General features: G+C 60.2%; 17 protein-coding genes and 2 tRNA genes. 12 read left to right on the forward strand and 7 right to left on the reverse strand.

All coding sequences use genetic code 11. From position 1 onward, the window contains the following. Positions 1 to 6: 6 nt before the first annotated feature. From fdhD to AC07V8_RS05755, 5 genes are all read right to left on the reverse strand, one after another. On the reverse strand, positions 7 to 825 hold the full coding sequence (fdhD, locus tag AC07V8_RS05735) for a formate dehydrogenase accessory sulfurtransferase FdhD (RefSeq protein ID WP_494677681.1): 819 nt from the start codon (positions 823 to 825) through the stop codon (positions 7 to 9). A gap of 18 nt (positions 826 to 843) precedes the next feature. Then, positions 844 to 3,711 carry a formate dehydrogenase subunit alpha gene (gene fdhF / locus AC07V8_RS05740; protein ID WP_494677682.1) on the reverse strand — a complete coding sequence of 956 codons (2,868 nt, stop codon included), beginning with the start codon at positions 3,709 to 3,711 and terminating at the stop codon, positions 844 to 846. A gap of 162 nt (positions 3,712 to 3,873) precedes the next feature. Further along, complete coding sequence (locus AC07V8_RS05745; RefSeq protein WP_494677683.1) at positions 3,874 to 5,448, reverse strand: formate dehydrogenase beta subunit; 1,575 nt, start codon at positions 5,446 to 5,448, stop codon at positions 3,874 to 3,876. Beyond that, positions 5,445 to 5,954 (reverse strand): formate dehydrogenase subunit gamma, encoded by a 510-nt coding sequence (locus AC07V8_RS05750; protein WP_211472622.1) that lies wholly within the window; start codon positions 5,952 to 5,954, stop codon positions 5,445 to 5,447. The genes AC07V8_RS05745 and AC07V8_RS05750 overlap by 4 nt, the downstream gene beginning before the upstream one ends. 282 nt (positions 5,955 to 6,236) lie before the next feature. Beyond that, complete coding sequence (locus tag AC07V8_RS05755) at positions 6,237 to 7,874, reverse strand: OFA family MFS transporter (RefSeq protein ID WP_494677684.1); 1,638 nt, start codon at positions 7,872 to 7,874, stop codon at positions 6,237 to 6,239. Between the two features lie 147 nt (positions 7,875 to 8,021). Here AC07V8_RS05755 and AC07V8_RS05760 point away from each other — a divergent pair, with 147 nt between their 5' ends. From AC07V8_RS05760 to AC07V8_RS05780, 5 genes are all read left to right on the forward strand, one after another. Next, the gene (locus tag AC07V8_RS05760) at positions 8,022 to 9,098 is read left to right on the forward strand and encodes a substrate-binding domain-containing protein (protein ID WP_494677685.1); all 1,077 of its coding nucleotides are present in this window, start codon (positions 8,022 to 8,024) and stop codon (positions 9,096 to 9,098) included. Positions 9,099 to 9,371: 273 nt separating this feature from the next. Further along, the gene (locus tag AC07V8_RS05765; protein ID WP_494677686.1) at positions 9,372 to 10,157 is read left to right on the forward strand and encodes a basic amino acid ABC transporter substrate-binding protein; all 786 of its coding nucleotides are present in this window, start codon (positions 9,372 to 9,374) and stop codon (positions 10,155 to 10,157) included. A gap of 13 nt (positions 10,158 to 10,170) precedes the next feature. After that, positions 10,171 to 10,956, forward strand: a complete 786-nt coding sequence (locus tag AC07V8_RS05770) for a basic amino acid ABC transporter substrate-binding protein (protein ID WP_211443959.1) — start codon at positions 10,171 to 10,173, stop codon at positions 10,954 to 10,956. A gap of 61 nt (positions 10,957 to 11,017) precedes the next feature. Continuing rightward, a complete protein-coding gene (locus AC07V8_RS05775) occupies positions 11,018 to 11,812 on the forward strand; it encodes a basic amino acid ABC transporter substrate-binding protein (protein ID WP_494677687.1) in 795 nt (264 codons plus the stop codon). A 160-nt stretch (positions 11,813 to 11,972) separates the two neighbouring features. Further along, positions 11,973 to 12,716 carry an amino acid ABC transporter permease gene (locus tag AC07V8_RS05780; RefSeq protein ID WP_098495605.1) on the forward strand — a complete coding sequence of 248 codons (744 nt, stop codon included), beginning with the start codon at positions 11,973 to 11,975 and terminating at the stop codon, positions 12,714 to 12,716. A gap of 64 nt (positions 12,717 to 12,780) precedes the next feature. Here the strand turns inward: AC07V8_RS05780 and AC07V8_RS05785 are convergent, their stop codons facing one another. Together AC07V8_RS05785 and AC07V8_RS05790 are read right to left on the reverse strand one after the other, a co-directional pair. Continuing rightward, positions 12,781 to 16,083: a UvrD-helicase domain-containing protein gene (locus AC07V8_RS05785; RefSeq protein WP_494677688.1), complete on the reverse strand. Its 3,303-nt coding sequence runs from the start codon at positions 16,081 to 16,083 to the stop codon at positions 12,781 to 12,783. Next, positions 16,083 to 18,866, reverse strand: a complete 2,784-nt coding sequence (locus AC07V8_RS05790) for a PD-(D/E)XK nuclease family protein (RefSeq protein WP_494677689.1) — start codon at positions 18,864 to 18,866, stop codon at positions 16,083 to 16,085. Before AC07V8_RS05790 ends, AC07V8_RS05785 begins: the two co-directional genes overlap by 1 nt. A 333-nt stretch (positions 18,867 to 19,199) precedes the next feature. Between AC07V8_RS05790 and trxA the strand changes: the two genes are divergently transcribed. From trxA to AC07V8_RS05825, 7 genes are all read left to right on the forward strand, one after another. Beyond that, positions 19,200 to 19,526 carry a thioredoxin TrxA gene (trxA, locus tag AC07V8_RS05795; protein ID WP_494677690.1) on the forward strand — a complete coding sequence of 109 codons (327 nt, stop codon included), beginning with the start codon at positions 19,200 to 19,202 and terminating at the stop codon, positions 19,524 to 19,526. Between the two features lie 104 nt (positions 19,527 to 19,630). Beyond that, a complete protein-coding gene (gene rho / locus AC07V8_RS05800) occupies positions 19,631 to 20,893 on the forward strand; it encodes a transcription termination factor Rho (RefSeq protein ID WP_014004861.1) in 1,263 nt (420 codons plus the stop codon). 247 nt (positions 20,894 to 21,140) lie between these two features. Continuing rightward, entirely contained in the window at positions 21,141 to 22,433 is a 1,293-nt protein-coding gene (locus AC07V8_RS05805) for an MFS transporter (RefSeq protein WP_494677691.1), read from the forward strand. A gap of 232 nt (positions 22,434 to 22,665) precedes the next feature. Then, positions 22,666 to 22,935 carry a type B 50S ribosomal protein L31 gene (locus tag AC07V8_RS05810; RefSeq protein WP_038486217.1) on the forward strand — a complete coding sequence of 90 codons (270 nt, stop codon included), beginning with the start codon at positions 22,666 to 22,668 and terminating at the stop codon, positions 22,933 to 22,935. Between the two features lie 232 nt (positions 22,936 to 23,167). Beyond that, positions 23,168 to 24,886 carry an ArnT family glycosyltransferase gene (locus AC07V8_RS05815; protein WP_494677765.1) on the forward strand — a complete coding sequence of 573 codons (1,719 nt, stop codon included), beginning with the start codon at positions 23,168 to 23,170 and terminating at the stop codon, positions 24,884 to 24,886. 112 nt (positions 24,887 to 24,998) lie between these two features. Next, positions 24,999 to 25,085, forward strand: a tRNA-Leu gene (locus AC07V8_RS05820). A gap of 86 nt (positions 25,086 to 25,171) precedes the next feature. Beyond that, positions 25,172 to 25,247, forward strand: a tRNA-Asn gene (locus AC07V8_RS05825). The last annotated feature ends 65 nt before the right edge of the window (positions 25,248 to 25,312 follow it).

Below are 25,312 nucleotides of genomic sequence, written 5' to 3' on the forward strand. Positions count from 1 at the left end.
TAAAAACTAAGCTGGCGCCAGACGCTGCGGATGCGCATACACCACGTGGCCCGGCTGCCGCACGAAACCCAGCAAGGTGACGCCGGCCTGCTCGGCCAGCCGGATCGCCAGCGCGGTCGGCGCCGAGACCGCGACGATAAAGCCGCATCCCATGCTGGCCGCCTTCTGCACCATTTCGTAACTGGCGCGGCTGGTGATCAGCACTGCGCCGCTGGCGAAGTCCTGCTTCGCTTCCAATTGCATCAAGCCGCCGATCAATTTATCGAGCGCGTTGTGGCGGCCGACGTCTTCGCGCACCAGCGCAATTTTTCCATCCGCTTGCAACCAGGCCGCAGCGTGGGTCGCTCCCGTGACCTGCTGCAAATGCTGCCGTTTCTGCATCTCCGCCATCGCTGCGTAAATCGCCGCCGCGGAAAAGCGCGCATGCGACACCACCGGCGCCGGCTTGCGCACCGCCTGCTGCAAGGTTTCAGCGCCGCACAGACCGCAGCCGGTGCGGCCGGTCAGGTTGCGCCGCTTTTCCTTGAGCATCACAAACCGCTCCGTGGCGATCTGCATCTGCACCTGGATCCCATCCGCGGCGCTGACTATCTCACAGTCGAACAGCTCGCTGCGGTCCTGCAAGATTCCTTCAGTCAGGGAAAAGCCCAGGGCAAAATCTTCCAGGTCGGCCGGCGAGGCCATCATCACCGCGTGCGAGATGCCGTTGTACTCCAGCGCCACCGGCACTTCTTCTGCCACCATATCGTGGCTGCTGCTGACAGCGCCGTTACGCCAGCGCTCCACGGCTACCTCAGTGCTGCTGGCGTATTCTGGTAAGACCATGTGCTTTCCTCTGTACTGTTATTTGCTGACGACCGCCTCCGTCCCGAGTTCCGGCTGCCCTTGCAGCAGTTTCAGCTGCTGCTCGGTAAAGCGGCTGAACTGCTTCTGCCATGCGGACGGCTGGCTGACCGGCAGCACCTGTACCGCGGTCACTTTGTATTCCGGGCAATTGGTGGCCCAGTCCGAATTGTCGGTGGTGATTACGTTGGCGCCCGATTCCGGGAAGTGGAAGGTAGTGTAAACCACACCCGGCTGCACCCGCTCGGTCACCGTCGCCCGCAGCACGGTCTGGCCGGCGCGCGATTCGATCCCGACCCAGTCGTCGTCCTTGATGCCGCGGTCCTCGGCGTCATGCGGATGGATTTCCAGCCGGTCTTCGCTGTGCCACTCGACGTTCTCGGTGCGGCGCGTCTGGGCGCCGACATTATATTGCGACAGGATGCGGCCGGTGGTCAGGATCAGCGGGAATTTCAGCGTCACCTTTTCATCGGTGGCGAAGTACTGGGTATTGATGAACTTACCCTTGCCGCGCACGAACTGGCCGATATGCATGATAGGCGTGCCTTGCGGCGCCTTGTCGTTGCACGGCCATTGCAGGCTGCCGGCCTGCTCCAGCTTGGCGTAGCTGACGCCGTGGAAGGTCGGCGTCAGGGCCGCGATCTCGTCCATGATCTGCGATGGATGGCTGTAGTTCATCGGATAGCCCAGCGCGTTGGACAACGCCACGGTCACTTCCCAGTCCGATTTCCCGGCCTTGGCCGGCATCACCTTGCGCACCCGCGAGATGCGCCGTTCGGCGTTGGTGAAAGTACCGTCCTTTTCCAGGAACGAGGAACCGGGCAGGAACACATGCGCGTATTTGGCGGTCTCGTTGAGAAATAAATCTTGCACGACGATGCATTCCATCGCCGCCATGGCGGCGGTAACGTGCTGCGTATTCGGGTCCGACTGGACGATGTCTTCGCCTTCGCAGTAGAGCCCCATGAAACTGCCATCCAGCGCGGCATCGAACATGTTCGGAATGCGCAGGCCCGGTTCCGGACTGAGCGTGACGCCCCAGACCTGTTCAAACTCGCCGCGCACAGTGCTGTCGGAGACGTGGCGATAACCTGGCAGTTCGTGCGGGAAGGAACCCATGTCGCAGGAGCCCTGCACATTGTTCTGGCCGCGCAGCGGATTGACGCCGACGCCTTCGCGGCCGACATTGCCGGTCGCCATCGCCAGGTTGGCGATGCCGATCACCATGGTCGAACCTTGCGCATGTTCGGTGACGCCGAGGCCGTAGTAGATGGCGCCGTTGGCGGCGCTGGCGTACAAGCGCGCGGCGCCGCGCAGCTGCTCCGCCGGCACGCCGGTGACTTCCGCCATGGCTTCCGGCGAATTCTCCGGCCGCAGCACGAATTCCTTCCAGTCGGCATACGATTTCTGGTCGCAGCGCTCGGCGACGAAATCCGGCTTTTCCAAGCCTTCCGACAGGATCACATGCGCCAGCGCGGTGATCAGGGCGACATTGGTGCCTGGACGCAGCTTGAGGTGATAAGCCGCCTGCACATGCGGCGACCTGACCATCTCGGTAGTGCGCGGATCGACCACGATCAGCTGCGCGCCCTGACGCAGGCGGCGCTTCATTTGCGAGGCGAACACCGGATGCGCGGCGACCGGATTGGCGCCGATGACCATGATCACATCGGCCTGCATGACCGAATCGAAGGTCTGGGTGCCGGCCGACTCGCCCAGCGTCTGCTTGAGGCCGTAGCCGGTAGGCGAATGGCAAACCCGGGCGCAGGTATCGACGTTATTGTTGCCGAACGCGGCCCGCACCAGCTTTTGCACCAGATAGGTTTCTTCATTGGTGCAACGGGACGAGGTAATGCCGCCTATCGAATCCTTGCCGTATTTGGCCTGGATGCGGCGGAATTCGCCCGCTGCATATGTGAGCGCTTCATCCCACGACACTTCGCGCCACGGATCGGTGATCTTGCTGCGTATCATAGGCTTGGTGATGCGGTCCTTGTGAGTCGCATAGCCCCAGGCGAAACGGCCCTTGACGCAGGAGTGGCCATGGTTCGCCTGGCCATCCTTGTGCGGCACCATGCGCACCACCTGGTTGCCCTTCATCTCGGCCTTGAACGAACAGCCGACGCCGCAATAGGCGCAGGTAGTGATCGCGCTATGTTCGGCCTGGCCCAGCATGATCACGGTCTTCTCGGTCAGGGTGGCGGTCGGGCAAGCCTGCACGCAGGCGCCGCAGGAGACGCATTCGGAATCCATGAAATCCTGCATCTGCCCTGCCGAGACGCGCGATTCGAAGCCGCGGCCGTCTATGGTCAGCGCGAAGGTGCCCTGGGTTTCCTCGCAGGCGCGCACGCAGCGGTTGCAGACGATGCATTTGGAGGGATCGTAAGTGAAGTAAGGATTCGATTCATCCTTCTTCATCTTCAGGTGGTTCTCGCCTTCATAACCATAGCGCACTTCGCGCAGGCCAGTGACGCCGGCCATGTCCTGCAATTCGCAATTGCCGTTGGTGGGACAGGTCAGGCAGTCGAGCGGATGGTCGGAGATGTAGAGTTCCATGACGCCGCGCCGGATATCGGCCAGCTTCGGCGTCTGCGTGCGCACCTTCATGCCGGGCTCGCACGGCGTGGTGCAGGAAGCCGGGTAGCCTTTCCGGCCGTCGATTTCCACCAGGCACAGGCGGCAGGAACCGAACGGTTCCAGGCTGTCGGTGGCGCACAGCTTGGGGACATTGATGCCGGCTTCGACCGCGGCCCGCATGACCGAAGTGCCGGCGGCGACTTCGACATTGACGCCGTCGATTTCGAGGATCACCAGCTGGGCAGCTGTTTTGGCGGGAGTGCCGTAGTCGAGTTCGTTAAGCTGATTCATCACATACTCCTGGTTCCGACAAATTTGTTTATCTATCGCTGCGTAGGGTGGGCACCTGTGCCCACGCGTGATCTGTGCCCACGCACGACCTGTGCATACCGACGGTCATATGCGCACCAAGCGTCACGCGTGGGCAAAAAATTTGCCCACCCTACGAATCTCTCAAGCGGCCTGGTCTAGTTCGCCCTTGCCGAAATCCTCAGGGAAGTGGTCGAGCGCCGACAGCACCGGCAGCGGCGTCATGCTGCCCATGGCGCACAGGGAACCGTTGACCATGGTGTCGCACAGGTCGCGCAGCAGCTTGATCTGCTGCACGGCGACATGAGATTCGCCGGCGACGATCTTGTCGATCACCTCTACCCCGCGGGTGGAGCCGATGCGGCAAGGTGTGCATTTTCCGCAGGACTCGACCGCGCAGAATTCCATCGCATATCTGGCTTGCTTCGCCATATCGACGCTGTCGTCAAACACCACGATGCCGCCATGCCCCAGCATGCCGCCGACCGCAGCCATGGCTTCGTAGTCAAGTTTGGTATCAAATAACGATGGCGGCAGGTAGGGGCCCAGCGGGCCGCCGACCTGCACCGCGCGGATCGGCCTGCCGCTGGCGGTGCCGCCGCCAAAGTCCTGCAGCAATTCGCGCAAGGTCACGCCGAAAGCCTTTTCCACCAGGCCGCCACGGCGGATGTTGCCGGCCAGCTGCATCGGCAGCGTGCCCAGCGAACGGCCCATGCCGTAGTTCTTGTAGAAGGCGGCGCCACGCGCCAGTATGATGGGCACCGACGCTAGTGAGATCACATTGTTGATGACGGTCGGCTTGCCGAACAAGCCCTCGATGGCGGGCAGCGGCGGCTTGGCGCGCACCACGCCGCGCTTGCCTTCCAGGCTTTCCAGCAAGGCGGTTTCTTCGCCGCAGATGTAGGCGCCGGCGCCCTTGCGCACTTCCAGATGGAAGCTGCTGGCCGAGCCGAGGATGTTTTCACCGAGGTAGTTGGCACTGTTTGCCGTGGCGATGGCCTGGTTCAGCACGGCGATGGCATGCGGATATTCCGAGCGTACATAAATGTAGCCGCGCGTGGCGCCCACCGCCAGCGCGGCAATCGTCATGCCCTCGATCAGCATGAAAGGATCATCTTCCATCACCATGCGATCCGAGAATGTACCGGAATCGCCTTCGTCGGCATTGCAGACGACGTATTTTTGCGTAGCGGCGGTTGCAGCTACCGTCTTCCACTTGATCCCGGTGGGAAAAGCGGCGCCGCCGCGGCCGCGCAAGCCGGAATCCAGCACTTCCTGCACCAGCGCCGCACCCGGCATGGTGAGGGCGCGCTGCAGCCCGGCATAGCCTTCATGCGCCAGGTAGTCCGGCAGCGAGAGCGGATCGGTAATGCCGACCCGGGCAAAGGTCAGGCGCTCCTGCTTTTTCAGATACGGTATTTCTTCCACCAGTCCCAGGGCTGCGCTGTGCTGGGCGCCGCTGATGAAACCGGCGTCGAACAGCCCGGCGACATCGTCGCTTTCAACCGGACCGTAACCGATGCGCCCTGCCGCGGTCGCCACTTCGACCAGCGGCTCCAGCCAGAACATGCCGCGCGAGCCGTTGCGCACCAGATTGATGCTGATGCCGCGCTGCGCCGCCTGCTGCGCAATTGCCGCGGCGACCTGGTCGGCGCCGAGCGCGAGCGCGGTCGAATCGCGCGGGACATAGATGGTGACCGGGGTGTTGAGGGCGCTCATTGCACACCTCGCTTGGCGCGCAACACGCGATTGAATTTGTCGTTGCTGACGCGGGCATGCAGATCGTCATCGATCTGCATGTTCGGGCCGCAGGCGCACTGCCCCAGGCAATACACCGGCTCCAGCGTGAACTGGCCATCGCTGCTGGTGCCGTGGAAGTCGCAGCCCAGGGCCGCCTTGGCGTGCGCCGCCAGCGCATCGGCGCCGACTGCCTGGCAGGCTTCGGCACGGCAGATCTGGACGATGTGACGGCCGGCCGGCTGCTGGCGGAAATGGTGATAGAAGCTGATCACGCCGTGCACTTCAGCACGCGAGAGATTCAGCTCGTCGGCGATCAGCGGCACCGCCGATGGCGGCACATGGCCGAGCGCGTCCTGGATCGCATGCAGCACGGGCAGCATGGCGCCAGGCAGCGTCTTGAATTCTTGAATGATGGATCTGACCTGGTTCAGGTCGACCGACGGGTCCGACGGCACAGCTTGCGGAACGCTAGCTTCGATTTGCATCTTCACAACAGTCTCCTACCGGGATTCAGCACTACAAATGGCGCCCGCACCGGATGCTGTCTTTGTGAACAGCCATGCATCCTGGTTCAGCCTGCCGCGGTGTGTCTTGAAATCAGTACTGCCATCACTGTTTTTTATATTTTTATATTTTTATATTTTTATTTTTTTATGCGAACTGTCTTGTTACGGGGGCAGAACCGAATGCCACGCTACGCTGGCTTGCCAGCCCTGCCCCGTTACTACCTTTGCCTATTTAGTTGCCTATCCACTTGCCCTAAATATTTACTTGAACAGCACCGCCGATTTTTGCAGGGTGATCGAAATTCCCCAGACCAGCGGAATGATGACTGCCGCCCACGACAGCCACAACAGCGCAGGACTGCCGCCGCTGCCGATGCGCGCCATCACTTCCGGCGGCAGCACTGCCTCGCCCTTGGCCGAAGCCTGCTCGTGCGCAAGCTGCTTTTCGCGCGCCAGTTCTTCCTGCGTCATGAAATGCTTGGCTGCGATCGGACGGATCATCAGGTTGCACAGCAAGCCCAGCACCAGCATCCCGGCCAGGATGTACATGGTGGTGTTGTAAACCGATTCGCGCGGCATGCCCAAACCGAGCTGGTACTCGCGCATGTAGTTCACCACTACCGGTCCGAGAATCCCGGCGGTCGCCCAGGCAGTCAGCAGACGGCCGTGGATCGCGCCCACCATCTGGGTGCCGAACAAGTCCGCCAGATAAGCCGGCACGGTAGCAAAGCCGCCGCCGTACATCGACAAAATCAGGCACACCGCCGCCACGAACAAGGCCACGCTGCCGGTCGTGCCGGACCAAGGCAAGCTTACATACAGCACAAAACCAAGTACAAAGAACACCACATACGTCATCTTGCGCCCGATGTAATCCGAGCAGCTAGCCCAGACGAAGCGGCCGCCGATATTGAACAGGCTGATCAGGCCGGTAAAGCCCGCAGCAATCGCCGCAATCGCCTTCACCTGGTCGCCCGACAACTCGGAAAACTTCGTGGCGACGCCGAGCAGATGGCCGCCGAACATCTCCTGCAGCATCGGCGACGCCATGCCGATCACGCCGATACCTGCCGATACGTTCAGGCACAGCACCAGCCATACCAGCCAGAACTGCGGAATGCCCCAGACTTTGCTGGCATGTACGTGATTCTGCGTGATCATGGCGTTGCTGCTGGCCGCCGGCGGGGTCCAGCCGGCCGGTTTCCAGCCGCTGGGCGGGATCCGGTAGCCGAAAGCGCCAGCCATCATGAATACCAGGTAAATCAGTGCCATCACGACAAATGTCTGCCACACGCCGACCGAGGCATCGGTCGCGAAATGCTTCATCAGCTTGTCCGCCAGCGGGCTGCCGATCAGCGCACCGCCGCCGAAACCCATGATTGCCATGCCGGTCGCCATGCCGCGGCGGTCCGGAAACCATTTGATCAGGGTCGACACCGGCGAGATATATCCCAAGCCAAGGCCGACGCCGCCGATCAGGCCAGAACCCAGCCAGATCAGCCAGATCTGATGCTCATAAACGCCCAGCGCCGAAATCAGCAGGCCGCCGCACCAGCACAGGGCGGCCACGAAACCAGCCTTGCGCGGGCCTACGTGCTCCAGCCAGCCGCCCCAGATTGCCGCCGAGGTCCCCAGCAAGACGAAGAACATGGTGAAAATCCAGCCCAGCATCGAAATCTTCCAGTCGCAATTGCTGGCGAATATTTCAGCAAAGAAACTCATATCCTTGGCGCAGACTACCGATTCCTTGATGCCGATCGCTTTCGACAGCGGCAGCCAGAACACCGAAAAACCATAAGCCATGCCAATGCACAGGTGTATCGCCAATGCCGCCGGCGGCACCAGCCAGCGGTTGAAGCCAGGACCTGCAATGGTCCGTTGTTTATCTAAAAACCCCATCTAATTCCCCCCGGAAATGAAAAAGTATTATATGTACCATAGGTAATTACCTACATATAGTTTTATGTGCGAAATATTTTCATTTCCCCTAGACGATTGAAAAATATCACTAGCAGCACGCATACTCAATAGGCTATATTTTGCATAATGTTTAAAGTCAAAATCAAACCGCACTGGGAAATCTCGCGCGACGCCGAGCAGCCGCTGGATACCGCCGTGCTGCTGGCATTGCTGACGGCGATTCAGGAAACCGGCTCGATCGCCAATGCCGCCAAGCAGATCGGCAGTTCCTACCGGCACGTCTGGGGCTTGCTGCGGGAAGCGGAAAAAATGTTCGGCCACCCCTTGATACAAACCGGACGCGGGCGCGGCAGCGAATTGCTGCCGCTGGCGGAAAAATTGATCTGGGCCGATCGCCGCATCGCTGCGCGGCTGTCGCCGACCCTGGAAAGCCTGGCGTCGGAACTGGAGGGAGAACTGAGCAAGGCCGTCAGCGTCCAGCCGCAAGTGATACGGCTCAACGCCAGCCACGGCTTTGCGGTGGCGGCGCTGCTCAACCAGCTGAACGAGCAACAGGTGCCGGTGGAACTGCGCTATCGCAACAGCGCAGACGCCGTGGCAGCGCTGGCGCGCGAGGAATGCGACCTGGCAGGCTTTCATGTACCGCTGGGAGAATTTGAAGAAGCTGCCGTGGCCGGCTACAGCCATTGGCTGGACAAGAACAAGCATTGCCTGATCCACCTGGCGGTGCGCAACCAGGGCTTGATGGTCGCCCCTGGCAATCCGAAGCATATAGTCAGCCTGGCCGACCTCAGCCGCGACGGCGTGCTGTTCGTCAATCGCCAGCCGGGTTCGGGCACCCGCATGCTGCTGGAGCTGATGCTGGCGCGGCAAGGCTTGTCGCCGACCGCCATCGACGGTTTCGAGACCGCAGAATTCACGCACTCGGCGATTGCCGCCTTCATTGCCAGCGGCATGGCCGATGTCGGCTTCGGGGTCCAGACCGCCGCCGAACGCTTCGGCCTGGACTTCATCCCCCTGATCCGCGAACGCTACTTCTTTGCGGTGCCGGTCAGCGCCATGAAAGATCCCTTGATGCAGCAGGTCATCGACATCCTGCAGTCAGCCTCGTTCCGCGCCATCGTCAACCAGTTGCACGGCTATGACGGCAACGCCACCGGCGAAATCCTGTCGCTTGCCAAGGCCTTCAAGAGCCTGCACTAAGGCCTGCAACCACCCCAGGCCCATGGCAATTTATTTCCGTGCAACATGAACCGCCGAGGCCTTTATGCGCAATGATCTATATAAATCATCGTGAAATACAAAGATGAATCTAAAATAGCGGATTATTTCCGACAATATTGTCAAAACAATAATTTCATCCTGCGACAGCATGCCGGAGTCGGCAACTGCCACAAGGAAACTATTTCGTTGTTGATATAAATCGAACGAATTAAACGAATCGAACACTTTACCGATATTTACAGGAGATATTCAATGAAACGAATTTTCAATCTGAGTCTGTGCGTACTGTCCGCCGCGCTGTTGCTGGCTGCCTGCGGCAAGCAAGAGCCGAAAACCACGGCCGCAGCCGAGCCCAAGGAATACCTGGTCGGCGCCGAAGCGACTTTTGCGCCGTTTGAATACCAGAATGAACAAAAGGAAATCGTCGGCTTCGATGTCGACGTCATGAACGCCATCGCCGACAAGGGCGGTTTCAAGATCAAGTTCGTCAACACGCCGTTTGAAGGCATCTTCAACTTCCTGGCGCAGGGCGACCGCGATCTGCTGGCCTCGGCCATCACCATCACCGACGAACGCAAGCAGACGGTCGACTTTTCCGAGCCCTACTTCGAAGCGAATCAGCTGATCGTGGTGCCGAAGGATTCCAAGGTCACCAAATTCACCGACCTCAAGAGCATGAAGGTCGGCGTGCAAAGCGCCACCACAGGCGATGAAATCGTGCAAAAGGAACTGGGCAAGAGCAACCCGAACATCAAGCGCCTGGAATCGGCGACGCTGGTGATGAAGGAACTGGAAGGCGGCGGCGTCGAGGCTGTGGTTTCCGACAATGGCGTGATCAAGAACTACATCAAGAACAACCCGTCCGAAGGTTTCCGCTTTATCGCGGACCCGGCGTTTCCTAAAGAGTACTACGGCATCGCCGTCAAGAAAGGCAATGCCGAGCTGCTGGCCAAGGTCAACAAGGGACTGACGGCGATCAAGGCCGACGGCACCTACGACAAGATCTACGCCAAGTATTTTGCCGACACAGCCAAATAAGCCGGGAGCTAAAATGAAACAACGATACCTTCCCGCGCTGGCGCTGCTGTGTTCGCTGGCTGTGCTGACTGCCTGCGGCAAAAAAGAAGCCTCCTCGGCAACGGCTGCGGCCGCCACTGAATACGTGGTCGGCGCAGACGGTGCTTACGCCCCCTTCGCATCCGAGAATGAACAGAAGGAACTGGTCGGCTTCGACGTCGAGATCATGAAAGCCGTGGCCGACAAGGCCGGCATCAAGGTCAAGATCGTCAATACGCCGTTCGACGGCCTGTTCAACGCGTTGGCCCAGGGCGACCGCGACATCCTGATTTCCACCATCACGATCAACGACCAGCGCAAGCAAAGCATGGATTTCTCCGAGCCCTACTTCGTGGCCAAGCAGCTGATCGTGCTGCCGGCCAGTTCCAAGGTCGCCAAGTTCGAAGACCTGAAAGCCCAGAAAATCGGCGTCCAGAGCGGCACTACCGCGGATGAAGCGGCGCAGAACCTGGTCGGCAAGAACAGCCCTAGCGTCAAGCGCTTCGAATCGATGCCGCTGGCGTTCCAGGAACTGGAAGGCGGCGGCGTCGATGCCGTGGTCGGCGACAACGGCGTGGTCACCAATTTCGTCAAGAACAATCCGGGCAAGAACTTCCGCATCGTCAACGATCCGGCCTTCCCCAAGGAGTACTACGGCATCGCGGTCAAGAAGGGCAACAGCGAACTGCTGGCCAAGCTCAACCACGGCCTGGAACTGATCAAGGCGGACGGCACGCAGGACCGGATATACAAGAAATATTTTGCGGACGAGAAGCTGTAAAGCCTGCTTCATTGCCGATATTAAATCCAAGCACTAGCCGATTAATTTTTGCGAGTACACCATGAAAAAATTGTTTAGCCGCTACCTGCCGCTGTGCGCCCTGAGCCTGAGCCTGCTGGCCGTCGGCGCCTGCAGCAAAAAAGAAGAAGCGCCGGCCGCGGCAGCCAAGCAGACCCTGTTTGTCGTCGGGGTGGAATCGGCGTACGCGCCGTTTTCCGCGGAAAACGAAAAGAAGGAAGTGGTCGGTTTCGACATCGACCTGATGAAAGCGATCGCGGCCAAAATCGGCATCGAGGTGAAATTCATCCCGACGCCGTTTGAAGGGATCTTTAATTTCCTGGCGCAGGGCGACCGCGATCTGCTGATTTCCGCCATCACGATCACCGATGAACGCAAGCAGACGGTGGACTTTTCGACGCCTTATTTTGAAGCCAGCCAGCTGATCGCCGTCCCCCAAGGCAATACCTCGGTCAAGCAGTTCAGCGACCTGAAGAGCCTGAAGATCGGCGTGCAAAGCGCCACCACCGGCGACGAAGTGGTGCAGAACCTGGTCGGCAAGAATAACCCCAGCATCAAGCGTTTCGATTCCACCACGCTGGCTTTGAAGGAACTCGAAAGCGGCGGCGTCGACGCCGTGGTGGCCGACGATCCGGTGGTGCGCAATTACATTACCAACAACCCCTCCGCCAGCTTCCGCGTAGTGAGCGACGCCAGCTTCCCGAAAGAGTACTACGGCATTGCGGTACGCAAAGGCAATACCGAACTGCTGGAGAAAATCAACAAAGGGCTAGCCGACGTCAAGGCCGATGGCAGTTTCGACAAGATCAACCAGAAATATTTTGGCAACGCCAAGTAATTGTGCTGCCAGCCCGCAGACTGCCGTTTTTTGGCGCTCTGCGGCAACTACGGTATAATTTTCCGCTAATTTTTTAATATCCTTATGCGCAGCATGGTGAATCCCTCATGCCGGCTTGCGTGTCCGTCTTCATCCTCGCATCATTTCTTCTCAATAATTTATGGATTTCCGCTGGAGCATCATACAAGGCTACGCGCCGCTATTCGTCAAAGGCTTCTTCATGACGCTGCAGGTCGCCGTGATCAGTATCATCATCGGCACCATCCTCGGATTATTTCTAGGCATGCTGCGCCTGGCTGAAGTCAAGCAAGGCCCCTGGAAATGGCCCTTTCGCGTAGTCAAGGGACTGGCCAGCTTCTATGTGGCCTTCTTCCGCGGCACGCCGCTGTTCGTGCAGATCCTGCTGATCCACTTCGCCGTCATGCCGGTGCTGATCCACCAGGACAACGGCTTGCTGATTTCCGGCGAACTGGCGCGCACCATCAAGCAAGACTACGGCGCCTTCATCTCCGGCGTGGTGGCCCTGTCGCTGAACGCCGGCGCCTATATTTCCGAGATTTTCCGTGCCGGCATCCAGTCCATCGACCGCGGCCAAAGCTATGCCGCATCCAGCCTCGGCATGGGCTACAAGCTGACCATGCGCTACGTGGTGCTGCCGCAAGCCTTCCGCCGCATGCTGCCGCCGCTCGGCAATGAAGCCATCACCTTGCTCAAGGATTCCTCGCTGGTGTCCGCCATCGGCCTGGCCGAACTGGCTTACGCGGCCAGGACCGTGGCCGGCGCGTATTCGCGTTACTGGGAACCGTACATCACCATCTCCGTGGTGTATTTCGCCATGACGATGATACTGGCGACGCTGGTGGGCCGGCTGGAAAAGAAATACGCAGCGCCGCATCATCGCTGATCGCCGCCTGTCCTGAATTGAAAGAGCCCTTATTTTCTGTCATGAAATAAGGGCTTTTTTGTCGCTAGTCGATTTCCGACAAGCGCCCATCCACCGTCAGCAGCGCTGTGCGCAGGCGCTTATCGGCAAACACGGACTGGGCCGCCTGCCGGTAGCTGCGCAGCTGGGCGGTATAGGCCGCCCGTTCATTGTCGAGCAGATTACGCTTGTAATCCAGGATCCATACCTCGTTCTCGAACACCACCACGCGGTCGAAACGCAGCACGGCGTCATCGGCGATGATTTCCATTTCATTGCGCGCATGCAGATGCAGGGCTGGATTGAAAAAATGCTCCAGCTCGCTTTGCCCCAGGATGGTCTGCGCCTGCAGCCGGACCTGCTTTGCCATCGCCAGCGGACATGGCAGCCAGCGTGCGATCGTCTCGGCGGACGGCAGCACGACCGGCCATTGCCCGTGCTGGGTCACGCGTTCCAGCAAGCCGTGCAAGGCGATGCCTTCGGCGATTGCCTGGCTGTCGAAAGCGGCCGCGACAACAGCCGGCGGCGGCGGCAGCTGAGGCGGGTCGAAGATCTCCTGCTGGAAGTGCTGGACGTCGCTGGCTGCCTCGGCATGTTCCGCAATTGCATCGATGGCCGTCTCCGGCACCTGCTCCAGCCGCGCATACCAACTGTCTTCGGTGACGCCGCCGCTCCTGCCGGCAACGCCGCTGATGATCAGCAGCTGCTTGGCGCGGGTAGTGGCGACGTACAGCAAGTTCCAGTCTTCCTGCGTCTTGAAACCCTCTTCCGCCGCGAACAGGGGATCGCGCGCGGCGCCGCGTTCGGCACTGCTGCCGAAGGCTGAAAAATGCTGGGGCGCTTCCGCATCCTGCGGCCAGTCGCACAGGATGCCGTAGTCGTCGCGCGCGGGCTTGCTGTGATTGGCGTCAAGCAGCGCCACCACCGGCGCTTCCAGGCCTTTGGCGCTGTGCACGGTGAGGATGCGCACGGCGTCGGCAGCGGCGGCTATGCTGGCTTCATCGGGCATATCGCCGGCATGTTGCAGGCCGCGCAAGGCGTCGATGAATTTCGGCAGGCTGGGATAGCGGCCGGCATCCATGTTCAGAGCCAGCTCGACAAAGGTTTCGATATTGCCGATGGCCTGGCTGCGCGACAGCGGCGCCGCCGCCTGGGCGTAACGCGCCAGCAGCTGGCCCTGGTGCAGTATCTGGTCGAGCAGGTCATGCACCGGCAAACGCGGCGCCGCCAGCAGCCATTGCTCCAGCAAGGCGGCAGCGCGTTGCAGCGCCGGCGGCGCCGCGTCAGCCGCCACCGCGGCGCGCAGGCGCGTCCACCAGCCGCGCTCGCCGCGTTGCGCCAGGGCGATCAGGTCGTCGTCGCTAGCGCCGAAGATCGGCGATTTCAGCACATGGCCAAGCGCGCGTGCATCGTCTGGCGTGATCAGGAAAGTCAGCAGAGCGATGAGGTCGGAAATTTCCAGCGACTCCAGCAAGCCGCCGCGCTTGTCGGACATGAACGGGATGCCGGCTGCGCGCAAGGCGCTTTCATAAGCGCCCAGATGGCTGCGCTTCTTCACCAGCAGCATGACATCCGACCAGCGCAAGCCGCGGCTGCCGTTTTCCTGGCGCACGCTCAGTGCTTGCCGGGCATGCCACAAGGCTTGCGCCAGCTGCGCGCCTTCGTCGCGGCGGCGCGCATCTTCCGACTCTTCGCGCGCTGTGGTCAAGGGATTGCGCAAACCCGGCGCGGCTGCATCATCTGCCGCATCGTCCGAGGCTTGCCGGATCAACGGCAAACGCCACACCGCGCCACCGACTTCGCCCAGCGTGGTTTGCGCTGAAAACAAGGGATTGGCGCGGAAACTGGCGTTCAGCACTTCGACGATGGCGCTGGCATTGCGGCGGGTCTGGTTGGCTTGCAATACCGTGGCGCCCTGCTCCTGCAACAGGGCGCGGGCAGCTTCAAACACGCGCGGCTCGGCGCGGCGGAAGCGATAGATCGATTGCTTGGGGTCGCCCACCACAAACACGCTGGGCTGGCCGGCGTCTTCGCCATAGGCGCTGAGCCAGGCGCGCACGATGCTCCATTGCAGCGGGTTGGTGTCCTGGAATTCATCCAGCAGGATATGCTTGTAGCGCGTGTCGAGCCGGCTCTGCAGATAGGCGGCGCTTTCCGGATTGGTCAGCAGGCGGTAGGCCTGCCATTCCAGGTCGGCGAAATCGAAAACGCGCTGCTCGGCCTTGAGCGCCTGATAGCATTCCAGGTAGGCATTGCCGACGTTGAACAGATGCTGGTTCATGCTCAGCACAGTGCGCTCGTGGCTGCGCTTGCGCAATAATTGGAGTGCCGCGCCGGTGGCGCCGAACTGCTCGTCGAAAGCATCGAGGGCGTCGCCGCCCAGGCTGCTTTCCAGCGCCTTGAGGAAATCCTTGGCCTTGCCGTTGCTGCGCGGCTTGCCATTATCGTCGAAAAACTGATGGCACAGGGCGTCGAAGTTTTCCACCGAGGCGCCGGCCGTCAGCGCCATCTCGATCGCCGTCGCGCGTTTCTGGTTGGTGGCCGAGCCCTGGCCCAGCAGCCACGCGATCTGCTTCACCTGCGCCGACAGCTTATCGTCATCCCACAGCGACAGGCGAGCGTCGATCTCGGCATCCTCGCCGCACAGTTCGCGCAGCCATTCCAGCGGCACATCGGCGCCCTGGCGAATCACCGCCCACCACTCTGCCCGCTTGTCGACGAAGGCGTTGAGCAGCTTCCTGGTGCTGAAATCGCCGGTCAGCTGATACATCGCCAGCAAATCGTCCTTGATTGCGCTGTTCTCTGCGTCGTTCAGCGATTGCATGAAACGCAGATAGGCATCCGCCAGCAGTTCACCTGTTTTTTCGGTCAGGGAATAACCGTGCGGCACGCCGGAGGCCAGCGGCGCGATCTGCAGCAGCCGCGCAAACCAGCTGTGGAAGGTATCGATCGACAGGCTTTGCGGGCTGGCCAGCACGCGTTCATACAGACTGCGCGCAGCTGGCAGCACCTGCGTCAGCTCTTGCGGCGCAACGCCGCGTTCCAGCAGCAGGCTGCGCACTTTGGCTTCCGGCTGCAGCGCCAGGTCATGCAGCAATTCCAGCAGGCGCTCGCGCATTTCCTGCGCCGCCTTGCGGGTAAAGGTGATCGCCAGCAATTCAGACGGCGCGGCGCCGGCCAGCAGCAGGCGCAACATGCGCGCCACCAGCAGCCAGGTCTTGCCGCTGCCGGCGCAGGCTTCCACTACCACTGAATGCTGGGGATCGCAGGCGGCATTGGTGAAGTCCTGGGCTTCGACCACATTGCCGTTCAGGCGATAGGCGCTCGGCAGAGCAATCGATTCGCTCATCACCACGCTCCCTTGCGGCACAGGCCGCGCACATCGCAATACTGGCAGACCGAAGCGACGCCGTTGGCAGGCAAGCCGACGCCGCCGGCAATCGCCTCGACGTTGATTTTTATCTGCGCCGCCAGCGCGCCTTGCGCCTGGTCATAGTCGGGCGCGCTGACGTCGCCGACCTTGTCCTTGGTGGTCTCCAGCGCGACGTAATGCGCCGAGGACACCGGCTGGTCGGACAGCAAGCCGTAGAACGCCAGCTGGTGGTCTTCGTGGTCTTTCAGTTTTTTGTTCAACACCAGCAGGTTATTGGTCTTGTAGTCGAGCACGGCGCGCTCGCCGGCGTCGTTCTCGTCGATGCGGTCAATCCGCCCATGCAGCGTCAGGTCGCGGTCCGCCAGCGGCAACAGCTTTTCATACGCCTGCTCGCCAAAGACAAAGCGCCATCCTTCGGCTTCATGCTGGTTGGCCCATGCCACATACGGCGCGATCACTTTTTGCCAGCGCGCGTAATAACCCAGCGCGGCTGCATTCTTGCTGATGACGGCGTCGAACAGTTTTTTTGATATCGCAATCAGCAAGGCCTCGCGCTGCGGAGGCGGCAAGGGCTGATCGCGCAGGGACTCGTGATAGGTCTCCAGGATTTCATGCAGCCAGCCGCCGTAGTCGCGCTTTTCCGGCAGGTCGGACAATTCATCGAGCGAGGCCAGGCCCAGCATGCGGCGGGCAAAGAATTGATATGGACAGGCGATGAAACTGTTGTAGGCGCTGGCAGTCAGCCGGCTTGGCGTCAGTTGCGCGGCGGCCGGCGCCGGCATGCGCGACGGCGCCGGCTGCAGGCTCTGCGCGGCAATCCTCGCCCGCAGTTGCGGCAAGGCCGGCGCGCCGGTACGCGCCAAAGTCAGCTGCAGGCGCTGGATCCAGGGGCTGACCGGGTTCGGCTCGCCGTCCTTGTGCGCCTGCCAGGACAGCACCACTTGCGGATTCATGGCCAGCAGTTCGACCACGTCGCGCAATTGCTGGCGCTGGCGGCTCTCGCGCGTCGCCAGGCCCAGTTCGCGGCGTACGGTGTTGGCGAAGAACAGCGTTTCCTGCGGCTGCGACGGCAGGTGGTCGGCATCCGCGCCGACCATCAGCACCGCATCGAAACTGCGCAGGCGCGCGCCGTTCAGCGGCAGCATCACCACCCGGCGGTCGTTGATGGCGCTGATGAAGCTGGTGTCGTCGAGTTGCAGGTTGACCAGCGCGCGCCATTCGGGAAAGGAAAACAGCGCCGCATGATCTTGACCCGAATCATTGCCCGGCGGCGCGATGTTCTGCAGCAGCTGCAAGATCTGCTGGCCGGCCGAATCAGCGTTCAAAGCGGCGCTGATGCCCAGCGTATCCAGCGCTGCAGTCGTCGTGGCGATCCAGTCGCGCAGATTCTTGCGGCCGCTGAACAAGCCTGCCTGCTGCGCCAGCAAGGCCACCGCCTTCTGCTCGGCCGGCGCCGCGCTGAGCGCGCTGGTCACCGCGCGCCATTCGCCGAGCACGTTGGCGCGCCGCAGCAGCAATTCGATCTTCATCACCAGCGCCGATTTATTGGCGATGCTGTCCTGCTCGTCCTGTCCATCCTGACCACTATGCAGCAGATCGCTGGGCGCTGCCTTCAGGACGAACGGCGACTTCAGCAAGTCGAGCAAGGCCGTGGTTTCTCCGCGCGCGGTGATGACATCGAACCATGCCGAAATGGCGGAGGCGGCACGGGTGGTCGAGAGTTTCCAGCCGGTTTCATCCGCCACATGGATCTGTGCCCGCTCCAGCAAGGCGCGGATGCGGCGCGCCACGACCCGGTCCTGCGCCACGATCGCCAGATTGCTCTTGCCGGCCTGCAGCCAGTCGATCACCATTTGCGCGCCCTGCACCGCTTCATCTTCGACGCTCTGCGCTGCGCACAATGCGAGTTCAGTGGAGAGCGCATCATCATGCGTCGCATGTTCCGCCGGTCCGGCGGCGGCGGCTTCCACCATCTCCGGCCAAGCCAGTGCATACACCGGCGATAAGGCCGGGGCGCGCCAGTCGAGCGTGATCGTCAATACTGGCTGTTGCCGCGCATAGGCATCGAGGAAGGCTTGTTCCAATGGCTCCGGCGCCACCGAACTGATCCACACCATGGGCTGGCTGGCGCTCTCGGCCAGCTGCAGCATTTGGCTGAAGCGGGCGGCGATTGCATCGTCGGCATCCAGCTGGCTTTTCCAGATCGACCACACCAGCTGGGTTTCATCCGACAGCAGTTTGCGCGCGTCTGGCGACAATTGTTCCAGTGCGTGCTGCCAGCGTTGCGCGATCTCGTCGCCATCGCTGCCATCAATTCCGTCGGCTCCATCGTCGCCCGTGTGCAGCGACGGCAGCATAGCCTGCGTCAATTCATCTGATAGCGCTAACAAGGTTTGGGCCAAGGGCAGCAGATCGGTATTGCGGCGCGCGGTAAATAATTTTTTCAGCCAGCCGTGCTGGCGCAATTCTGCGTACAGCCGCATCAGGCGCTCGCTGGCCGGCAATACATTCGGCAACGGCGGCATGGTCATCAGCAAACCGGACAGCGTAAAGAATTGCGGCGGCAGGAAAGTCCCGCCCAGCTGCGCGCTTAGTGCGGCTTTCAGCTGCTGTGCATGAGCAAAGGTCGGCAGGATGACGCGCCAGTGCGAAAAATCGCGCATGCCATCGTCGCCCGCGCGGCAGCTCGCCAGCAAGGCGCTCGCTGCAGCAGGCCAGAAGTTGGCGGAAGGCGCGACGAATATGGACTTTAAGGACATGAGGCTCACTGAAGTGTTGCGGGGATGCAGGCAGCCCCGGAAACTGGCGCACTGGCGCGGGGCCCTTTTTTGCAACAATTACCTGTCATTTTATGCGAGCCCCTCAAAAAAACGCTGCTAAATAAGATCATGCACCACACTTTTTATCAAAATCGGTTATTATTTAGCGAATATCCCGCCGCAACACCTCTTACCACACCCACAGAAACTTGAATTCGCGCACGGCATCCCCACTTATTCACTAGAATAGGGAACGCCGCAGGCAGCCACCAAGCAGGAATGGTAAGTCGTCTTGGCACACATTGATTATTTTTCCCTCACACTGAGGAAACCATGAGCGAACATATTAAACACACATCCGACGCAGCTTTTGAAGCAGACGTACTCAAATCCGACAAACCGGTCCTGGTCGATTTCTGGGCTGAGTGGTGCGGTCCATGCAAGATGATTGCTCCTATCCTGGAAGAAGTGGCCAAGGAATACGGCGATAAACTGCAGATCGTCAAACTGGATGTGGATGCCAACCAGGCAGTACCGGCCAAGCACGGCATCCGCGGCATCCCGACACTGATCCTGTTCAAGAACGGCGTTCCTGCCGCTCAAAAAGTCGGCGCGTTGGCCAAGGGCCAGCTGACTGCATTCATTGATTCGAATATATAACAAGAACCGCGGCGATGCGCCCGCATCGCCGCTTGTGTTTTACTGACTACACCACGCAGTTCCCTCCCCCACCCAATATTTCCCATCCCGGGACACTCATACCTATGCATTTATCTGAATTGAAGGCGTTACACGTCTCCGCCCTGCTAGAAATGGCAATCGGCCTAGACATCGATAACGCAGCGCGTTTGCGCAAACAAGAACTGATGTTCGCGATCCTGAAAAAGCGCGCGAAATCAGGAGAACAGATTTTCGGCGATGGCGCCCTCGAAGTCCTGCCTGACGGCTTTGGCTTCCTGCGCTCGCCCGACGCCAGCTACATGGCGTCCACCGACGACATTTATATTTCGCCTTCGCAGATCCGCCGCTTCAACCTGCACACCGGCGATTCGATCGAAGGTGAAGTGCGCACGCCGAAAGACGGCGAGCGCTATTTCGCGCTGGTCAAGGTCGACAAGGTCAACGGCGAATCGCCGGAAGCGTCGAAGCACCGCATCCTGTTTGAAAACCTGACGCCGCTGCACCCGAACAAGCCGCTGCCGCTGGAACGCGACATGCGCGGCGAAGAAAACATCACCGGCCGCATCATCGACATGATCGCGCCTATCGGCAAGGGCCAGCGCGGCCTGCTGGTGGCGTCGCCGAAGTCCGGTAAATCGGTCATGCTGCAACACATTGCGCATGCGATTACCACCAACCATCCCGACACTGTGATGATCGTCCTGCTGATCGACGAACGTCCGGAAGAAGTGACCGAAATGCAGCGCTCGGTGCGCGGCGAAGTGGTGGCATCGACTTTCGATGAACCGGCCACACGCCACGTGCAGGTTGCAGAAATGGTGCTGGAAAAAGCCAAGCGCCTGGTCGAAATGAAAAAAGACGTGGTGATCCTGCTGGACTCGATCACCCGCCTGGCGCGCGCCTACAACACCGTGATCCCTGCTTCCGGCAAGGTGCTGACCGGTGGTGTCGACGCCAACGCGCTGCAGCGTCCTAAGCGTTTCTTCGGCGCTGCCCGCAACATCGAAGAAGGCGGTTCGCTGACCATCATCGCGACTGCCCTGATCGAAACCGGCAGCCGCATGGATGACGTGATCTACGAAGAATTCAAGGGTACCGGCAACATGGAAGTCCACCTCGAACGCCGCCTCGCCGAGAAGCGCGTGTACCCGTCCATCAACCTGAACAAGTCCGGCACCCGCCGCGAAGAATTGCTGATCAAGCCTGACCAGCTGCAAAAAATCTGGGTGCTGCGCAAGCTGCTGTACAGCATGGATGAAATCGAAGCGATGGAGTTCATCCTCGACAAGATGAAGTCAACCAAGAACAACGCCGAATTCTTCGACATGATGCGACGCGGCGGTTAACCGAAGTTGACCATTCCGCCTGCTGCTGACGGCAAGCGGAAGACAAAAAAATCTGACCTGCGCAAGCACGTCAGATTTTTTTTGTGCTCGGAGAAATTGGTGCAGTGCACTTTCCGCATGGCTGCAGCCAAACGATGTGAATGGTGATTTTAAGCAACAGATACGGACAATATCGTCACACATAGTCAGAACAAGTCCAGCGGTTAAATGCTATCCTTGCGAACCTCCCTTTCCCCAACGACACATCATGGCGACTACTCAACCCAGCCAATCGAAATTCGGCACAGTCCTGCGGGTTACCAGCGGTAACTTCATGGAGATGTTCGATTTCTTCCTGTTCGGTTTTTACGCGACCTACATCTCCAAGACATTTTTCCCGGTCGGCGACGAATTTGCCTCGCTGATGCTGACCTTCATGACCTTCGGCGCCGGCTTCCTGATGCGGCCGCTGGGCGCCATCATCCTCGGCGCCTATATCGACCGGGTGGGCCGCCGCAAAGGCTTGATCACGACGCTGGCGCTGATGGCGCTCGGCACCATGCTGATTGCTTTCGTGCCGGGCTACGCCACCATCGGCTATGCGGCGCCGTTCCTGGTCTTGATCGGGCGCCTGCTGCAAGGCTTTTCGGCCGGTGTGGAACTGGGCGGCGTCTCGGTCTATCTGTCGGAAATGGCGACGCCGGGCAACAAGGGTTTCTATGTCAGCTGGCAGTCCGCCAGCCAGCAGGTGGCGATCATCGTCGCCGCGGCGCTCGGCTTCGGCCTGCAAGTATGGCTGCAGCCGGCGCAGATCGCCGACTGGGGCTGGCGCGTGCCGTTCTTCATCGGCTGCATGATCGTGCCGGTGCTGTTCGTGATTCGCCGCTCGCTGCAGGAGACCGAGGAATTCATGGCGCGCAAGCACAAACCGCCGGTACGCGAAATCCTGCGCTCGATGGTGGATAACTGGGGCCTGGTGATTGCCGGCATGATGCTGGTCTCGATGACCACCGTGTCTTTCTACCTGATTACCGTCTACACGCCGACCTTCGGCAAGAGCGTGCTGCACCTGAGCACCACCGATGCCCTGCTGGTGACTTTTTGCATCGGCATTTCAAACTTCATCTGGCTGCCGGTGATGGGCGCGCTGTCCGATCGCATCGGCCGCAAGCCGCTGCTGATCCTGTTTACCGTCCTCACCATCCTGACTGCCTATCCGGCCATGTCGTGGCTGGTGGCCGATCCGACTTTCCAGAAGATGCTGATGGTCGAGCTGTGGCTGTCCTTCCTGTACGCCAGCTATAACGGCGCGATGGTGGTGGCCCTGACTGAAATCATGCCGGTCGAAGTGCGCACCGTCGGCTTTTCGCTGGCGTATAGCCTGGCGACGGCGATTTTCGGCGGCTTCACCCCGGCCATCGCCACTGGCCTGATCGAATACACCGGCGACAAGGGCGCGCCGGGCATGTGGATGACTGCCGCGGCAATATGTGGCTTGATTGCAACATTGTATTTGTATCGTAAAAGCGGCAATCAAACGCCTGTCGCGGTCAAAGCCTAGGAATGACGAGGGTGGGCGCTTTGCCCACCCGGGGTTCCCGCAGCACGGAAAACGAAGGAAGCAGGACTGTTTTACATGCCCAAGGCACTGATTTCATTCATTTTTTCCAATTCCCGGCGGGATTTATTGTATAATTTACGGTTTTCCACCCCCGGCAAGTGATCGACAATCGGGTCAAGAAGCAAGACGACCGACGAAGTGATTGATTGGCTACCACTCAATTGAGGCAATTATGAAAGACGGCATTCACCCAAATTACCGCGAAGTTCTGTTCCACGACGTGTCGAACGATTTCAAGTTCATCACACGTTCGACCATCCAGACTCGCGAAAACATCACCCACGAAGGTAAAGAATACCCTCTGGTGAAGATTGAAGTTTCATCGGAATCGCATCCGTTCTACACCGGTCAGCACAAGATCGTCGACACCGCCGGCCGCGTTGACAAGTTCCGCAAGAAATTCGGTACTGTCGGTTCCAAAACAGCGATCGCGAATCAATAATTCGACCGTTTGTTCAAAAAGGCAGCTGCGGCTGCCTTTTTTTATTTATCAGGAATCAGGATTTGCGGCGACTGTCCTTTGCAACAGCTAACGAGCTAACGCTTTGATAAATAGTAAATAATTGTATGTACGCTTGAGAACATCAAGAACAAAAATTACTCTCAGCAATAGCGAAGTACCCTGCTATCCGGCACAATACCCAGCAATTCAACATTGATCAAACACCATTGTGATGAAGCCCGTCCGCCTCCCTGCTTCCGCCACCAGCGCACTGCCACGCTGGGGGCTGTGGGCACTGGGATTGTTGTATATCCTGCCGGGCCTGATCGGGCGCGATCCCTGGAAAAATGAAGATGCTTCCAGTTTCGGCATCGCCTGGACCATGGCCCACGGCGGCTGGGCCGACTGGCTGGCGCCGAACATCGTCGGCTTGCCGATGCCGGCCGAAAGCCCGCTGACCTACTGGATAGGCGCGCTGTTCATCAAATTGTTCGGCTGGCTGCTCAGCGATCCGCTGGCAGCCCGCCTCTCCACCGTGACGTTTTTCCTGGTCGGCTCGCTCTCGGTCTGGTACGCCACCTACCTGCTGGGCCGGCGCGCCGAAGCGCAGCCGCTGCGGCTGGCCTTTGGCGGCCAGCCTGAACCGCTCGACTTCGGCCGTACCTTGGCCGACGGCGCTTTCCTGATCTACCTAGGCTGCCTGGGCCTGCTGTCGCATAGCCACGAAGCCACTGCCAAAAGCCTGCAGATTTCGCTGGTAGCGTTTTCCATCTATGTCGCAGTACGCCTGTTTGAAGCGCGCAATATCCGCAGCGCCGCCCTGCTCGGCATGACCTTCGGCTTGCTGATCCTGACCCGCGGCTGGGTGCTGCCGCTTGCCCTGCTGTGCGGGCTGCTGACGCTGGCCCTGATGCGGGAAAAGGCGATCGTCAGAGACTTGCTGCTGGTGACCTTGCCGGTGACGCTGCTCGTCGGCGGCATCTGGCTGGCGGCAAGCTGCGCCCTGCTGCCGCACGGCGTCGACCGCAGCGTCGCCTGGGAAACATTCAATCTTCAGCAACTGAGCTGGCCGACCTGGACCGCCCTGTCGTATTACTTTAAATACGGCATCTGGTTTGCTTGGCCGGCCTGGCCGTTCGCCGGCTGGGCCGTATACGCCTGGCGCGAACAGCGCTCGACGCTGCATATCGCCTTGCCGCTGGCATTTTTCATCAGCCTGACGATCGTGCTGCTGCTGAATCCGCATCCGGAAGAAGGCATCTTGCTGCCCTTGCTGCCGGCACTGGTGATCCTGGCCGCATTCGGCCTGCCGACCATGAAGCGCGGCGCCATCAATGCCGTCGACTGGTTCTCGGTGATGACCCTGACCGCCTGCGCCGCCTTCATCTGGCTGGCCTGGATCGCCAAGGAAAGCGGCTGGCCGGCGCAGCTCGCCAAGAACGTCTACAAGCTGGCGCCCGGCTTCAAGCCTGAGTTCAACCTGATGGCGCTGGCGATCGCCATCCTCGGTTCGGTATTCTGGATTTTGCTGGTGAACTGGCGCCTGTCGCGCCGGCCCTCGGTACTGTGGCGCGCCGTGGTGCTGTCGTCCGGCGGCGTGATCCTGTGCTGGCTGCTGCTTACGACATTGTGGCTGCCGTGGATCAATTACAGCAAGAGCTATGCCGGCGTCGCCGCGCAGATCGACCAGCATCTGCCGACCGTCAAGCAATGCGTGGATACCAACGTCGGCCCGGCGCAGCGCGCATCGTTCGCCTATTTCGGCGACATCCCATTCGGCGAATACGGTCAGCCGCATTGCGATTTCCTGCTCTACCAGGACAATATCTCGGTCAAGTCCGACGATGCAATCTGGCGCGAATTCAAAGGCAACTGGAAGCTGCTGTGGACCGGCCGCCGGCCCTCCGACAGGGATGAACGTTTCCGCCTGTACCAGCGCACGGCAAATTGAGGCCTGTTGCCAAGGGAATATCGGCGGTAGGCGGGATATTCCGGGGACAACAGCTTCATATGCAAAGGCTATTGATCGCACCGCGGAATTAAGTCATAATAGCGGACGCGTTGCCGAGATGGCGGAATAGGTAGACGCACGGGACTCAAAATCCCGCGCTGGAGACAGCGTGCCGGTTCGATTCCGGCTCTCGGCACCAATGAATATAAGGCTCTCAGACTTGAGGGCCTTTTTTCATTGCTTCGGCAATCTGGTATTTTTCCCGCAAAAAATTAATTTCCCAATTCCCTGATAGCTCAGTTGGTAGAGCGACGGACTGTTAATCCGCAGGTCCCTGGTTCGAGTCCAGGTCGGGGAGCCAGAATACATAAGGGTCAGCCACATGCCGGCCCTTTTCTATTTACGCCCTTGTCCCGCTTTCGTCCC

This window comes from Collimonas sp. GW821-FHT02H07 (assembly GCF_059421505.1).